This window comes from Yersinia sp. 22-579, from assembly GCF_030433455.1.
Classification (GTDB): domain Bacteria; phylum Pseudomonadota; class Gammaproteobacteria; order Enterobacterales; family Enterobacteriaceae; genus Yersinia; species Yersinia enterocolitica.
In genome coordinates this window covers 77,996-92,809 of sequence record NZ_JAUJTZ010000015.1, presented here as the reverse complement: position 1 = coordinate 92,809, position 14,814 = coordinate 77,996, and the positions used below count along the sequence as shown (strand labels likewise).

Genomic DNA, 14,814 nt, shown 5'->3' with positions numbered 1-14,814 from the left:
TAAACATAATCGTTTTGGACTAAGCTGCCACTGGCTATTTTGTTGACAGGCATCTGACAGGGTGACTTCGTTTGTCGCCAATCGCGAGCCATGTTCCTAATTTCCTTTTCTTTGGTTTTTTCTCACCAAGTTGCGATCATCCCCCCTTGCGGACAGCTTCATTTTCCGCAAAACTGAGTGATGTAAGCGATTACCCTGAAAATATCTGGAAGAAAAATGGCCACTATTAAGGATGTTGCCAAGTTGGCGGGTGTTTCCGTCGCTACGGTATCTCGCGTTATCAATAATTCGCCCAAGGCCAGTGAAACATCAAGAAAGGCAGTATGCAGCGCCATGGAGCAGTTGCAATATCACCCGAATGCCAATGCGCGGGCGCTAGCACAGCAATCCACAGAAACTGTCGGGATGATTGTTTCTGATGTATCAGACCCCTTCTTTGGCTCTATGGTCAAAGCGGTAGAGCAAGTGGCTTATGCCACCGGTAATTTTCTATTGATTGGAAACGGTTACCATGATGCAGAGAAAGAGCGTCAAGCTATCGAACAATTGATTCGTCATCGCTGCGCTGCGCTGGTGGTTCATGCCAAAAAATTATCTGATGAAGAATTGACGTCATTAATGCAGCAAATCCCTGGCATGGTGTTGATTAACCGCACCCTCCCCGGTTTTGAAACCCGTTGTGTGGCGTTGGATGACCGTTATGGTGCCTGGCTGGCAACCCGCCATCTGATTCAACAAGGGCATAAACGAATAGCAATTATTTGCTCCAATCATCAAATTTCTGATGCCACCGATCGTCTGCAAGGTTATCTGGATGCTCTGGAAGAGTTTGGTATTGCGGTTGATGACCGCTTAATTTCCTACGGTACGCCGGATGAAATTGGTGGTGAACAAGCCATGACTGACTTACTTGGCCGAGGCCGAAACTTCACTGCAGTCACTTGTTATAACGACTCGATGGCGGCGGGAGCATTATCCGTGCTCAGCGATAACAGTATCGAGGTGCCACAAGAGATCTCATTGATCGGTTTTGACGATGTGTTGATCTCCCGTTATCTGCGCCCGCGGCTGACCACCATTCGCTATCCCGTTGTGGCAATGGCGACACAGGCCGCAGAATTAGCACTGGCGCTAGCCAACAACACGCCACTGCCTGAAACCACCAATATGTTCAGCCCAACACTGGTGCGCCGCCATTCGGTCGCCAGCCCACAAACTATTACTCACATACAAACTATGACTAACCCACAAACACCCGCAGATGACTGAGGCGCCTGGTGGTCATTATTAAATCAACTCTAATGCGATAAGTTCTTCAATGGTTTGGCGGCGGCGGATTAAACGCGGCTGCCCCTGTTCAAACAAGACTTCTGGCAATAATGGCCGGCTATTGTAGTTGGAAGACATTGAAGCACCATAGGCACCAGTGTCATGGAATACCAGATAATCGCCAATATTGGCGGCGGGCAATTTACGAGTCTCTAACCCGCCCCCCGCTTCCTGAGTAAACACATCTCCTGACTCGCAAAGCGGGCCAGCAACCACAGTATCAATCAGCGGTTCATTAGCAAGTGAGCGCCCGTCAGCTGGCAACACTGAAATATGGTGGTAACTGCCATACATGGCTGGTCGCATCAAATCATTGAAGCCCGCATCCACCAATACATAATGCCGACGTCCCATATTTTTCACCGCCCGCACCTGCGCGATTAACACTCCGGCTTCAGCAACCAGGAAGCGGCCGGGTTCAATCTCAAGACTGACTGGATGGCCTAAATGCGCGGCAATCCGCTCGCGAGCGCTGTTCCATAAGCCGTAATAATGCTCGGTATCAATCTCATCATCGCCAGATTGATAAGGGATTGATAAACCACCACCGGCAGAAATAGCACTGATATCCTGCCCCAGCGCAATCACCTGTTGCACCATGGCATCACACACTTGTTCCAAATGCTGATAATCAACACCAGAACCAATATGCATATGTATCCCCACCAGCGTTAATCCATATTGCTGAATTTTCTCAATGGCTTGCGGCAAATCCTCATGCCAAATACCGTGTTTGCTGTTTTCACCGCCAGTATTGGTTTTCTGACTGTGTCCGTGGCCAAAACCTGGATTAACCCGCAACCAAACCGGGTGACCGGGCGCATGCTGCCCCAGTTGATCAAGCATATCAATGGAACCCGCATTAACCGGAATGCTTAATTCTGTCACGCGCAGTAAGGTAGCCTGATCCAGCAAATCGGCGGTAAAGACAATCTCAGCAGGTTCCTGCCCCGGCTGAAAACCAGCCTGCAAAGCGCGCTCAATTTCGCCCAGAGATACCGAGTCAACTTTCACACCTTGCTCATGCATCAAGCGCAAAATATGAATATTTGAGCAAGCTTTCTGGGCAAATCGAATTACATCAAAATGCCGCAATTGATTGATTTTTCGAGTGATAATTTCGCCATCATAGGCCCAAACCGGGCAACCAAAACGTTCTGGCAAGGCAATCAGATTTTGGGCCGTCAGTGCCGAAGAGGTGTCATTAAGTGTGCGCGGCATAGCTCTTTCCTAATAATGGGGTCAATATATGGGGCGAAAATAATGATTTCGCTGATGGGTTATTATTAGCAATATCGTGGGTGTGAAGAAAATATCTATTTGCCCTTAGTCTATTCATTTATGATATGGATTAGATTAAACAGTCGCCACCGCAGGAGAGCTGTGATGCCCGCAATTTCCCTACGACAAATAGAAATTTTTCATGGTGTTATGACCACCGGTAATCTGACTGAAGCCGCGTTATTACTCCAAACATCACAACCTACTGTCAGCCGCGAATTGGCTCGTTTTGAGCAATTAGTCCAATTGAAACTGTTTGATCGCGTGCGCGGGCGGCTGCACCCCACAGTGCAAGGCTTGCGCTTATTTGAAGAGGTTCAGCGCTCCTATTATGGGCTTGATCGTATTAAACAGGCTGCCGAAGGGATACGCCAATTCCAACATGCGCAGCTTTCTATTGCCTGCCTGCCAGTATTTTCTCAGTCATTGCTTCCTGCGGTGTGTAAACCTTTTATTGACCGCTATCCGGAAGTTAGCCTGAGCGTTATCCCGCAAGAATCACCTTTATTAGAAGAATGGCTTTCGGCCCAGCGGCACGACCTCGGCTTGACTGAGAATACACAAACCCCTGCGGGCACGGTGCGCCATGCGCTGATGACCGTAAATGAAGTTTGCGTATTACCCTGCGGCCACCCCTTGCTGGAAAAAGCCGTACTGACTCCGCAAGATTTTCAGGGCGAGAACTTTATCAGCCTGTCAGTCACCGACAGTTATCGCCAGTTATTAGATAATCTCTTTACCGAACAAGGTATTAATAGAAGATTAGTTTTGGAGACTCATAGCGCAGCTTCAGTTTGTGCCATGGTGCGAGAAGGCGTGGGGGTCTCTATTGTTAATCCATTAACCGCTCTGGATTATATTGGTGCAGGAGTCAATGAAGGTGTTTGCATACGGCCATTCAGTGTTGACATTCCTTTTACTATCAGTTTGATACAACCGATACATCGCCCATCATCCAGCCTGGTTGATACCTTCATTGAGCATTTAAAACAGCAGGCAATCACCTTCCAACAACGTCTGGCAGCGGTGATTGCCCAACAGTACTCATCTCTTAATTAAAGCGCAGTGGCCTTACCGGCGCGCGCCCGAGAAAACGTAAACAGACATAACAGCAAACCAACAACCGCCAGTGCAGCGGCGGCTAGCGGGACGACGGTCAATCCCAATCCTTTGGCAATCACCACACCTCCGACCCACGCACCTAAAGCATTGCCAACGTTAAAGGCCGCAATATTAAGTGTTGATACCAGATTAGGGGCTTTTTTGCCGTAAGCGACCACGTTAATTTGCAAGGCAGGCACGGCTGAAAATGCCGCAGCAGACCACAAGAAGAGTGTCACTTCCGCGGCCAGTAATGAGTAACTTGTCCAACTGAATAGAGCGGAAAATATCGCGATGAGTAGGAAAGTCGTCGTCAGGCTCACGGATAAACGCCAATCCGCCAACCGCCCCCCCACAATATTGCCCAATGTCAGGCCCACGCCCATCAACAACAAGGTCCAACTGATGCCATGCTCAGAAACCTGAGTCACTTCAGTCAGAATTGGGGCGATATAAGTAAACAGGGCAAACATAGCCGCGGCAAAAAAGACCGTCATCAGCAATGATAACCAGATCCCCCCTCCGCGCAGAGCAGCAATTTCCTTACGTAACTCGGTTGGGGCTTCCTCCTGAGAAGAAGGCAACTTGCGGTAGAGTGCTGCCAATGATAATAAACCGATGACCGAAACAACCCAGAATGTTGAGCGCCAGCCAAAAGCTTGCCCCAACGCAGTTCCTAAAGGAACCCCCAGCACATTGGCGAGTGTCAGGCCGGTGAACATCAGAGCCACTGCGGATGCCCGTCTATTAGGGGCCACCAAATTAGAAGCAACCACGGCGCCAATACCAAAAAAGGCCCCATGACTCAGAGCGGTAATAACCCTGGCTAACATCAGGAAATCATAACTGTATGCCAGTGCGCACATCAGGTTACCAATGATGAAAATCACCATTAATAACAATAGTGTTTTTTTACGTGGCAATTTGGCGGTCAGGACAGCCATGATAGGCGCGCCGATAGCCACTCCCAATGCATACCCGCTGATTAACCAACCTGCCGTTGGAATCGAAATGTGCAGATCACCCGCCACCTGAGGCAGCAACCCCATGATGACAAATTCAGTGGTACCAATAGCAAAAGCACTCAGTGCTAATGCCAGCAGCGCAACAGGCATAATAAAGCTCCCAGGCAGATCAAAATGTTACCAGTAATGATTAATTAACCGGTACGTTGTAGTGAGAAGAAAAAAGGTAGATGAGGGTCGAATTGCCAAATAAAGCCGCAATAACCCTATTATTTATAATTATTTAATTTGCATGCCCAATCGAATTCCAGGTGACGGGTACGATAGAAATAGCATGAGTTAAGGAATAATAACCAGTAATGAACAGAGTTATAACTAGCATGATAAGTAATATATTTTTCTCTTCATTGATAACTGAATGAAATTCAAAATAATTTAAGCTCTGTGCTAATAATAAAAATATGTTTGAGAATGTAACTGCGCTGCTGCGGTTTCAACCAGGCAGGCCCACAAACTAATTGAAGACACAGCAAGGCAGCAAATAAACGAATCCCGATGAGCTGACTCAAGTCAGTGATTCGGGTAAGTGAATGCAGCTAACACCGCTGCGGTTTCAATTAGGCAGGGGGTGGGTAGTAAACCACTCCACCAGAAAGTCTAGCATCGACCTTAATGTGGCTGGCATTTGTCGGCGCGAAGTATAGATTCCATAAATTCCCATCGCCTGCGGCTGATAATCGGGCAATAACCTGATTAACTCACCACTGGCAATATACGGTGCAGCAGAGTAACTGGGCTGCAAAGTGATACCGGCGCCCTCTAGTGCTCCGCTGAGTAAAACAACTGATTCATTGGCACTGAGATTTCCACCTACCGCAACCGATGATTTAACGCCTTGTTGATCAAAATGCCATAAGCTTTTACCAAAATAAGAGTATGTCAGGCAGTTGTGAACGGCCAAATCAGGTGGAGTTTTCGGCATTCCTTTGGCTGACAGGTAACTCGGTGCAGCACAAACAACTGAATGGCAGATAGATAGCGGACGAGCGATTAAGTTTGGATCTAAATCATTAGTAATGCGCAGTGCTAAATCAATACGTTCCTCTACCAGATTGACGGAGCGGTTATTCATTTGTAAATCGACTGCGACCTGAGGATAACGGCGTAAATAGTCAGTAACAGCTATCGCCACTGCACTTTGCCCGAGGGATTGAGAGCAACTGATCCGCAATAAACCGCGCAGTTCTTCATTTTCTTGCCCCTCGACTAAATCCATGTCCTTAGCAAATTCCAGCATATGTCGACAACGCGCCAGGGTCGCTTCTCCCGCATGAGTTAAACTTAGCTTACGGGTTGTCCGGTGTAACAAACGAGCGCCTGCCCACTGCTCCATCTCAGCCAAATATCGTGTCACCATAGCCCGCGACATCTCCAAAGCCTCCGCAGCAGCAATCATACTGCCCCGCTCAACAATGGTGACGAATACCTCTGCTGCGGTAATTCTATCCATAATTAGCTCGATTTAAGCAACAAATAATTGTCCATTATCGGGTTTTTCTATCGATATAAGCAATCTATTATCTAGCCCATACCCCAGCCACTCTCAGGAAAATAAACATGTTAAATAAAACACTATTACAAATGGCCTTTGCGAGCCTGACAACTTTCGCTGCTGTATCAACAGCTCATGCCGCTGAACAGCTAAAAATGGAAGTCTATAATCCCGGAGAAAAAAGCATCTTCCCGGTATCGTCTGAAATTATTAGCGGTAAAACAGAAGTCGCTCTGATTGATGCGCAATTTCAGCGCAATGATGCTGAAGCGTTAGTGAAGAAAATTAAGCAAAGTGGCAAAAAGCTGACCACTATTTATATCAGCCAGGCAGATCCTGATTTCTATTTCGGTCTGGATGTCATTACCAAAGCATTCCCACAAGCCAAAGTCATCGCCACACCGCAAACTATTGAAGAAATTAAGGCCACTAAAGAGGGAAAAATGGCTTATTGGGGTCCTATTCTCAAAGAGAATGCTCCAACACAAGTCATTGTTCCACAAGAGTTGCAAGGCAAAAGCTTTACTGTTGATGGGCAGGAAATTAGTGTCGAAGGCTTAGATGGGCCATCGCCAGAAAAGACATTTGTCTGGATCCCTTCATTGAAAGCCGTGGTAGGTGGTGTCGCGGTCTCAGGCAATATTCATTTATGGGTCGCCGATACTCAAACTCCTGAGTCTCGCCAGAATTGGCTGACAACACTGGAAAAAATCAAAGCCTTAAAACCCGTCACAGTGGTTCCAGGACATTATCTTGATAACGCACCACAAACATTGGAATCAGTGACATTTACTCAAAACTATTTAACCACCTTAAATGCAGAAATTCCTAAATCAAAAGACTCAGCCGAACTGATTACAGCAATGAAAAAACATTATCCCGACCTAAAAGATGAATCCAGTTTGGAATTAAGTGCCAAGGTACTTAAAAACGAAATGAAATGGCCGCAGTAAACTGTTAATGCTTATCGTCACTCAATGAGAGCGCCAGAAAAGACAATAGAGGAAGATACGATGACTGCCACAAAGTTACATTACATTTTCGATCCATTATGTGGCTGGTGTTATGGTGCCGCACCGCTGGTACAAGCTGTGCAAGATATTCCTAAACTCATGTTGGTACTACATGGTGGCGGAATGATGTCTGGGGCTAATCGTCGCCAGATAGACAGCCAGTGGCGTGGGTATGTAATGCCCCATGACCGGCGTATTGCGCAGCTCACTGGGCAAATTTTTGGTGACGACTACTTTAATAAATTACTCAATGATACCTCAGTTATGATGGACTCCACGCCACCGATTGCCGCCATTCTGGCAGCGGAAGAACTTGCAGGTCGCGGTGCAGCGATGCTTCATCGCATCCAACACGCTCATTATGTTGAAGGCCATCGTATTACAGATACCCGCGTATTAACTGAACTGGCGCTGGAACTTGGGCTGAATAGTGATGCATTTATTCATGCCTACAATACTGCACTAATAACATCCGGCCAGCATATTGCTCAAAGCCGCACATTACTGGCTAAAGTACATGGGCACGGCTTTCCAACCTTTGCACTGGAAAACGAGCAGGGAAAAATAACGCCTTTACCTGCTAGTGAATATTATGGAAATCCGTCTGGCTGGCGCGAATTATTAACAACTATCATGGCACATTAAAAACTCACAGCGACCTCCTCATTAATATGTTGAGGGGGGCGTACTGTGGCTGGTAAACAAAAACGCGCCACCGACTGGTTTAGCTGAAGTATTTGTTTCTGCAACACTTCAGAGGATTGAGTGGATTTATCGACTAAATCAGCATTCAATCGGGTAACTTCATTAATCATTCCTACCTGTGCGGTGATATCTTCAATACCTTTACTTTGTTCTTGTGATGCTGCCGATATTTCAGTCATTAAATCAGTCACTTTTATAACCGAGCCAATAATTGCACGTAAATTGTCGCCAGAGCGCCCCACCAGATTGGCACCTGCTGATATGGATTTGGAAGAGTTACCAATAAGGCGTTTAATATTCAGAGCAGAATGACCACTTTGGTGCGCTAATATTCCCACTTCACGCGCAACAACAGAGAATCCCCGCCCGTGTTGACCAGCATGAGCAGCCTCAATTGCAGCATTTAAGGCCAGAATATTGGTCTGAAAAGCTACCGATTCTATCAAAGTGATGATCTCGGCTATCTCCTGCGAGCCCGCAGAAATATCAGCCATCGAATTAACTACGCCAGACATCATATCGCCACCTTGACTGGCAATATTTTTGGCTTCATTGGCCAATTGATTTGCCTGATCTGCACTCCTAGAATTCTGTTTTACACGCTCGGTAAGTTGATACATATTCTGTGTCGTGGCTGCTAATGACTGCGTTTGTGATTGCGTTTGCTCAGAAATACGATGGCTGTCTGCAGCGATTTGATTAACGCCAGTTAGAATAACATCGACGCCACTGCGTACCTGGCTAACCAATACCACTAAGCCTTGTTGCATCTGGTATATGCTGACCGCCAACAGCCGAACCTCCCGGCTAGTAAAAGCGTTATGCTCAATCTGATGAGATAAATCTCCCGCAGCAATCACATGAATTTGGGCAATCAGATAATTAAGTGGCCGAATAACCCAGCGAGTCACACCTAACCAAACCGAGAATGCAAGGTACAATAAAATCACCAATGCAATGATAACGGCCTGTTTTGCCGAGGACAAAGAAGAGAGTAATTGACTATCCATTACCGTGCGGTTATCTTCGCTTTCCTGCAAATATCGGTAATACTTTTCAGTAAAATCACTTTGAAAACCTTGAATAGGGACTTCAAAAAAGGCATCTATATTACTGTTCTTGGCCAATCCCTGACTAATTTCTGATAGACCTTGATACAACTGTAGATAGCTTTCCTTCAAAACAATAAACTCAGGCCGATCATCATTGGCAGAAACCAATAACAACTGACGGAAATTATCTTGTGACTGCTGCATAGATTGTGTTGCTTCACTCAAGAGACTCTGCCAACTGCCTTCAGAACCTGTTTCTTTATCCACCATATAATAGACACCTGCCCGATTGAGTTTATCGCTGGCAATTAATAACTCCATTCTGGAGCGATCCATTAATACTTCTTGCTGATGGCTATGATGTGTTTTTTCAACATTATATTTTGTGTTATCCAATATATTAGATAAATACCCGATGGAAAATAGTTGGAGCAAGGAGAATAAACTAATAACCAAGATAAGGCCTGATAAGATCCCGAATTTTGCATTCGTAAATGAGCTTATAGATTTAATACCAGACACAAGTTTCATAACAAAAGAGCCGATGCGAGAGAACATTTTTTTACACTAAGTTGTGAGTAATAAACCAATATTACGCATCAAATATGACAGATATATTTCAATAAATAGAGCGACATACTCAGGTATCAAATGCGGATTAACAAACGCAAGCTATTAGCAGGGTGCCCCTGTGATTGCTCTATTAAAATAGTATTTTCATTTAACTGATAAAAAATAGGATAACTTACGGCATAAGGTGTATTTAAGAAATCATTCAAATAATAATCTTTGCCATCAGCAATAGAAAGAGACAACACCTTACCAATGAATATATTCCTCTTAACATCTAGTACATTAAAAATGATATCACGTCTAGCCTTCATATAATCATCTCCATCATAGACGTCTGCAGATGCATTTATTTCTCTATCTAAAATACTGACTCTAGAACAAACATGATAACCTTTTCTAAAATTATTAAGGTCATAATTAATCTCCCAGTACCCTTCCAAGCCATTCATGGGATGATGAAATGAATAAATTCGTCCTAAGATATACCCTAGTCCTATACTAACAAAAATACTTGCACACATTATTTGTATTATTTTTTTTCGCATTGCAATGCTCCATTCTGATATTTACAGGCATTGTAATCACCATTTTTTTGTTTTTTTAAAAAGATGTACGGAGATTTGTTATAAGATAACAAAAATTCCTTATCCTGCGTTTCATCTAAATTCACCAAGATCGGTAATTCTTTTACGTTAATTATTTTTACCTGATAATAGTAAAATGTCATACTGAATGAAAAAAACAAACAAAGACAGCATAAAATGAGAGTAATAGTTTTATTAGCTAAACTAATATATTCTGAAGAAGAACTATTCATTTCAATATTAAGGCTATCTGAGGTATTGGTGTTTGTAATAGACAAACTCTTGTCAGTAAAATCTGGCTTGATACCTATGCAGTATCCTTTCTTAGGAATCGTAGTGACTATCTCATGTTCCTTGTCATCCAGAGCATGACGTAAATTACTAATTGTTTGCGTCAATGTATTATCAGTAACATAGCTACCTTCCCATATTTTCTCTTCGATATCTTCACGAGAAAGGGCTTCAGGGTAGTGAGTACACAATAAAGACAACACCTCAGCTTCTTTATTTCTTATTTTGAAAACACATCCCCCCTTAGTAAGAGTCCTTTTTAGTGGAGTAAAAATAATATCTCCAAGAATTATTTCGTCCATTTTATCTCTCATACTTAAAGACATGATTTTATAAACTAACAGAAATAACATCATCAGACCTTAATATAAAGGCATGAAAAAATTAAAAACAACAAATTATAACTAAATTTAAAAATCAGAATAAATTATATCACCACCATGGAAGTCTATCAAAAAAAACAACGAATAACAAAAAACGAATGTCATCAAGAGCTATTTTATAAGGTACAATTTATAAAATAGTAATAAAACTTAACCACATAAAAGGAACATATGAGACTACGACAAGCAAAAATAATTATCTTACTCACTCCATTTCTTTGGGGATGTCAGTTAAATAATAAAAACAGTATAGATAACAAATTCAAATTGGAAAAAATAACAGCGTTGACATCCGGAGTGTTTTTCCTAAAAGAAAACTGTAAAACAGAAAAACTACCAAATGAAAGAGAAATAATTAATACTGCGATGAGAATGATAACTAAAAATGAGATTGATGTTTCAAATGAATTGTACACTCATATAACAATCCTGACAAAAATTAGATATGAAGAAATAAAAAGCAATGAAAAAGAAACAAAAATAAAATGTCGTGAACTTGAAAGTATTATAGCTCCCTTCCTTAGTAAAACAGGAAATTGATATACTTTCCCCAGAACAAATACACAACTCCAGCCAAAGCAATGCAAGGGCCAAATGCTAAATATTTTAGTTTTTTCTTGAGTGATTTATTAATAATAATATATGCAATAATTCCAAAACAGGAAGAAAGCAAAACTAAAAAGGGAATAGCAATGACGCCGAACCAAGCCCCCAAGGCTGCCATTAGCTTAAAATCGCCGTGTCCCATACCATCTATATTTTTAAAAACTTTAAATATCCAATAAGGAAACCACAAAAATACATAGCCAGTAACCGCCCCTAAAACAGAAAATGATAAAGGTGAAAATGAATTGTTTATATTAATAATAAGCCCACACCATAGCAATGGTAATGTAATACAATCAGGAAGAATGTAATATTCAACATCAATAAAAGCCAAGACAATAATAGCCCACAAGAATAACAAGCCACAAAAAATCAAATAGCCTTCTTGAATGAAAAAAAATGAAAATAGTGTCAAAAAAAGAGTCAACAACTCTACAATTATATATCGGGGATTGATTCTTTGGTGACAACACTGAGTCATACCACGTAGAAATAACCATCCCAACAGAGGGATATTATGTTCCAATTTTAAAGGCTGATAACAATTTGGACAAAAAGATCTCGGGAAACATAAGTTAAATCTGTTTTTAAAAAAATTCACATCTTTACTGTTCATTGTATTTGTAGAGTCGCTATTGATAACCATTATAGGGAGACGATAAATAACAACATTTAAAAAGCTCCCCACACATAGACCAAGCACTGTATAAAACAAAACATTAATTAAAAAAAACATATCAAATGACATTTCCAGATACCTTACTATGATTTTTCCGCAGCATTATATCGCAATTAATATAATCACCACCTTCAACAAACCTTATATCCAAATAACTTATTTCAATATTTTCATTCTGTTTCAGTGCGAAGAAAACATCAATAAATTTAATAATGTGACTATTCTCAATAGTGAGATAAATATAGTCGTGAGCCATATTAATAAGTTTAACATTAATATCATTATCATTATCATTATCATTATCATTATCATTATCATTAAACAATGTATTTAAAACATTACTAACATGATCATCTAAATGACCATTAACCTTAGATTTCGAAACCTTTTCCATTTTTATCCTTTCAGCTAAAGATGAATGACTAACAAGTTTGCCATTCAATAATGAGTGTTTTTCTAATAGCACTTTAACCTCCAAGGAGGTATTCACACTAAAGCCAAAAAAGACAAGTGCTATAATCAATGTAGAAATAGTCACAATATTTTTTAATATCATAAGTTATAGTCAAGTATAATGTTACATGTTCCATCCTTATTAGTTATTTTATTGATATTCAGCTGATTGTTTTTTTGATATATTTTATTTAACACTTGATCTATTCCATCTATGTTTATAGCTCTTATATTAAAGTTGGCTTTGTTTTTACCATTGGTGAAAATGATACTTTTTATCGTGATATCTAATTTGTCAAAATTTTCAACTAAGCCATGCAGTAAAAAAATCAAATCCGGCTTAATTATATTCCTATCTAAATGATAAAAATCTTTATTGACATTAATACTATCTTCATCTGCATATTGTTGCACTAATGGATATTTAATATGGAAACCTTGCAAAGTTACATCTAGCATATTAATATCTCTCAATATATCATTTTTGTAACACCAGGAATTCAAACACATCACGATAGATAATAAAAAAAACAAGTAAACAGATCTAAAAAAAGAAGCACTACTAATAGTCTTTTTCCTATGGCGATAATATCGACCTGTCAGCAAGTTAACATGATTATTTTCAATATTATTTGCCATAATGCGTAATACATCGCAATAGTCCGTAGCATGAAGGCCCGAAGCTTGGTTATAAACATGACTAAATCTATTTTCAGGACAAAATATTAGAGTTGATAAACATAATTTTTTAAATATATCATCATTAACTGAGAAACCCGATACTTCACTGTTCCTTACTAACCATTCATCACCCAGCTTCACTGGAACGCATCTTCCATCATCAAATGGTAGCGCTAATACATCTGGAATCATGACGGTGGGAGAGATTCCTACATTTGCTAACCATCCCAACCAACGGCTCATTAACTCATGCTCAACGGCAACTACATAACAAAAATTGCCATCTGATTTCAATATCACAGTGTGGAAATTCTCTATATTACTAACAATTGTTTTTTCAATAGAGAACGCAAGTGATTGTTCACTTTTTAAAATTTTCCTGTCTATTACATCTATTTTCCTAAAAATAACATAACTCGTTGAAACTAATATCTTCACATTATAATTCGAAAGAAACGGGATATTATCTAATTTTGTATGATCACATAACTTCCCTGATTTTCTATGCCCCCCATCTACCACTTCGGTATACCAGTAAACAGGGTCAGTTGCATAACTACCCAATCTAATAATCAAAGTTTTAGAGGATAAACCTGCATTTCTTACGTTATTCATTATAAGATAAACCTTCGGTGTAATACGGAAATAGTATTCCCCTTTACATGAAAAAGACTCATCAACTGAGAATCACCATTATCAACTTTAAAGTTAGATGAAAAATAATATTCATTATTAGAAAATTTCAACATTTCAACATTTTTCAATTCATTTATTCTATCTATGTCAACCGATGAATTATTTGCAAGGAATTCAAAGAAAGATTCAACTGTTAACCATCCTTGAGCAGGTTTAGATAAAATTACCTTATACATATCACTTCCCGTAATTTCGTTCATAAAAATAGCTTGTACCAGATAACTACTTTTAGCATTCAACATATTTACATTGATAAGCAATTTATTATCATTTCTAGAGCAAATTAGTGGGGCGATATACAAGAAACTCTCACTGCTAATATTGAGTATTTTATCAATTGAGTTACCCCTCTGGAAAGCTTGTCCTATAGCTAAAAAAAAACTATCAATATGGTCTAAATTAGATGGATATTGGATAAATATTGTCATTAATTTATTGCTAACAGATGAAACAATATTATTTAACTGTAAGATGTTATCTAATACCAGCCACGGATAATATTTATTATATTTATTCATATTACTAAAAGAGTCATAAAGAGTATTTATATTGAAGCAACTTGTTCTGTCAATTAAGCTATAATATACATCTCTATTATTTATACTGATAGCTGAAGGAGAGGTTAATAACTTAGAATAGGCACCACCAAACCCCTCTCTATTTAAAATCTCTTTGGCTATATTATTAAAAAAAACACCCTCAGAACCTAACAGTAACTGTTTATCATCTTGTTTGGTTCTGCTATCTCCAACAAAATAGAGCATATTTGATAGATATAAATAGGTGGTAGAAACCATTGTACTCATCAGCAGAATTCCAGACAGAACAAGTAATAGGGCAGCGCCTCTCTGTTTCACTTTTTTCACCATT

General features: G+C 40.5%; 15 protein-coding genes. 5 read left to right on the top strand and 10 right to left on the bottom strand.

Annotated elements, in window-relative coordinates; translation table 11 throughout:
- The first annotated feature begins 216 nt into the window (after window positions 1-216).
- Window positions 217-1,269, top strand: coding sequence for an HTH-type transcriptional regulator GalR (galR, locus tag QSV56_RS17540; protein ID WP_046050333.1), 1,053 nt, complete (start codon window positions 217-219; stop codon window positions 1,267-1,269).
- 18 nt (window positions 1,270-1,287) lie between these two features.
- Here galR and lysA read toward each other — a convergent pair whose 3' ends face one another.
- Entirely contained in the window at window positions 1,288-2,550 is a 1,263-nt protein-coding gene (lysA, locus tag QSV56_RS17535) for a diaminopimelate decarboxylase (RefSeq protein ID WP_046050332.1), read from the bottom strand.
- A gap of 165 nt (window positions 2,551-2,715) precedes the next feature.
- On the opposite strand from lysA, the gene QSV56_RS17530 reads away from it, so the two are divergent.
- On the top strand, window positions 2,716-3,669 hold the full coding sequence (locus tag QSV56_RS17530) for a LysR family transcriptional regulator (protein ID WP_046050331.1): 954 nt from the start codon (window positions 2,716-2,718) through the stop codon (window positions 3,667-3,669).
- Here the strand turns inward: QSV56_RS17530 and QSV56_RS17525 are convergent.
- Entirely contained in the window at window positions 3,666-4,826 is a 1,161-nt protein-coding gene (locus QSV56_RS17525) for an MFS transporter (protein WP_050163198.1), read from the bottom strand. The genes QSV56_RS17530 and QSV56_RS17525 overlap by 4 nt on opposite strands.
- Before the next feature lie 463 nt (window positions 4,827-5,289).
- On the bottom strand, window positions 5,290-6,186 hold the full coding sequence (locus QSV56_RS17520) for a LysR family transcriptional regulator (protein ID WP_046050330.1): 897 nt from the start codon (window positions 6,184-6,186) through the stop codon (window positions 5,290-5,292).
- Window positions 6,187-6,293: 107 nt separating this feature from the next.
- On the opposite strand from QSV56_RS17520, the gene QSV56_RS17515 reads away from it, so the two are divergent.
- Window positions 6,294-7,181 (top strand): MBL fold metallo-hydrolase, encoded by an 888-nt coding sequence (locus tag QSV56_RS17515; protein ID WP_046050329.1) that lies wholly within the window; start codon window positions 6,294-6,296, stop codon window positions 7,179-7,181.
- A 60-nt stretch (window positions 7,182-7,241) separates the two neighbouring features.
- Window positions 7,242-7,886 (top strand): DsbA family protein, encoded by a 645-nt coding sequence (locus QSV56_RS17510; RefSeq protein ID WP_046694615.1) that lies wholly within the window; start codon window positions 7,242-7,244, stop codon window positions 7,884-7,886.
- Here QSV56_RS17510 and QSV56_RS17505 read toward each other — a convergent pair.
- From QSV56_RS17505 to QSV56_RS17495, 3 genes are all read right to left on the bottom strand, one after another.
- Entirely contained in the window at window positions 7,883-9,556 is a 1,674-nt protein-coding gene (locus QSV56_RS17505; RefSeq protein WP_046050327.1) for a methyl-accepting chemotaxis protein, read from the bottom strand. The two genes, QSV56_RS17510 and QSV56_RS17505, sit on opposite strands and share 4 nt — an antisense overlap.
- 89 nt (window positions 9,557-9,645) lie before the next feature.
- A complete protein-coding gene (locus QSV56_RS17500; RefSeq protein ID WP_301213012.1) occupies window positions 9,646-10,116 on the bottom strand; it encodes a hypothetical protein in 471 nt (156 codons plus the stop codon).
- A complete protein-coding gene (locus tag QSV56_RS17495; RefSeq protein WP_072083067.1) occupies window positions 10,101-10,748 on the bottom strand; it encodes a transcriptional regulator in 648 nt (215 codons plus the stop codon). The genes QSV56_RS17500 and QSV56_RS17495 overlap by 16 nt, the downstream gene beginning before the upstream one ends.
- Before the next feature lie 252 nt (window positions 10,749-11,000).
- Here QSV56_RS17495 and gspS point away from each other — a divergent pair, with 252 nt between their 5' ends.
- A complete protein-coding gene (gene gspS / locus QSV56_RS17490; RefSeq protein ID WP_046694614.1) occupies window positions 11,001-11,369 on the top strand; it encodes a type II secretion system pilot lipoprotein GspS in 369 nt (122 codons plus the stop codon).
- Here the strand turns inward: gspS and QSV56_RS17485 are convergent.
- The 4 genes from QSV56_RS17485 to QSV56_RS17470 form a co-directional block, all read right to left on the bottom strand.
- Complete coding sequence (locus QSV56_RS17485; RefSeq protein WP_046694613.1) at window positions 11,350-12,183, bottom strand: A24 family peptidase; 834 nt, start codon at window positions 12,181-12,183, stop codon at window positions 11,350-11,352. The two genes, gspS and QSV56_RS17485, sit on opposite strands and share 20 nt — an antisense overlap.
- Window positions 12,173-12,580: a hypothetical protein gene (locus tag QSV56_RS17480; protein WP_301213007.1), complete on the bottom strand. Its 408-nt coding sequence runs from the start codon at window positions 12,578-12,580 to the stop codon at window positions 12,173-12,175. The genes QSV56_RS17485 and QSV56_RS17480 overlap by 11 nt, the downstream gene beginning before the upstream one ends.
- Before the next feature lie 86 nt (window positions 12,581-12,666).
- Window positions 12,667-13,863, bottom strand: a complete 1,197-nt coding sequence (gene gspL / locus QSV56_RS17475) for a type II secretion system protein GspL (protein ID WP_050130447.1) — start codon at window positions 13,861-13,863, stop codon at window positions 12,667-12,669.
- On the bottom strand, window positions 13,863-14,801 hold the full coding sequence (locus tag QSV56_RS17470; RefSeq protein ID WP_046051977.1) for a type II secretion system protein GspK: 939 nt from the start codon (window positions 14,799-14,801) through the stop codon (window positions 13,863-13,865). The genes gspL and QSV56_RS17470 overlap by 1 nt, the downstream gene beginning before the upstream one ends.
- Window positions 14,802-14,814: the final 13 nt, after the last annotated feature.

What these genes read in the sequence shown, in the direction of transcription:
- lysA (WP_046050332.1), bottom strand. Translation starts at nt 2,550, where the DNA reads ATGCCGCGCACACTTAATGACACCTCTTCGGCACTGACGGCCCAAAAT.
- gspL (WP_050130447.1), bottom strand. Translation starts at nt 13,863, where the DNA reads ATGAATAACGTAAGAAATGCAGGTTTATCCTCTAAAACTTTGATTATT.
- QSV56_RS17525 (WP_050163198.1), bottom strand. Translation starts at nt 4,826, where the DNA reads ATGCCTGTTGCGCTGCTGGCATTAGCACTGAGTGCTTTTGCTATTGGT.
- QSV56_RS17510 (WP_046694615.1), top strand. Translation starts at nt 7,242, where the DNA reads ATGACTGCCACAAAGTTACATTACATTTTCGATCCATTATGTGGCTGG.
- gspS (WP_046694614.1), top strand. Translation starts at nt 11,001, where the DNA reads ATGAGACTACGACAAGCAAAAATAATTATCTTACTCACTCCATTTCTT.
- galR (WP_046050333.1), top strand. Translation starts at nt 217, where the DNA reads ATGGCCACTATTAAGGATGTTGCCAAGTTGGCGGGTGTTTCCGTCGCT.
- QSV56_RS17530 (WP_046050331.1), top strand. Translation starts at nt 2,716, where the DNA reads ATGCCCGCAATTTCCCTACGACAAATAGAAATTTTTCATGGTGTTATG.
- QSV56_RS17485 (WP_046694613.1), bottom strand. Translation starts at nt 12,183, where the DNA reads ATGTCATTTGATATGTTTTTTTTAATTAATGTTTTGTTTTATACAGTG.
- QSV56_RS17500 (WP_301213012.1), bottom strand. Translation starts at nt 10,116, where the DNA reads ATGCGAAAAAAAATAATACAAATAATGTGTGCAAGTATTTTTGTTAGT.
- QSV56_RS17515 (WP_046050329.1), top strand. Translation starts at nt 6,294, where the DNA reads ATGTTAAATAAAACACTATTACAAATGGCCTTTGCGAGCCTGACAACT.
- QSV56_RS17505 (WP_046050327.1), bottom strand. Translation starts at nt 9,556, where the DNA reads ATGTTCTCTCGCATCGGCTCTTTTGTTATGAAACTTGTGTCTGGTATT.
- QSV56_RS17495 (WP_072083067.1), bottom strand. Translation starts at nt 10,748, where the DNA reads ATGGACGAAATAATTCTTGGAGATATTATTTTTACTCCACTAAAAAGG.
- QSV56_RS17520 (WP_046050330.1), bottom strand. Translation starts at nt 6,186, where the DNA reads ATGGATAGAATTACCGCAGCAGAGGTATTCGTCACCATTGTTGAGCGG.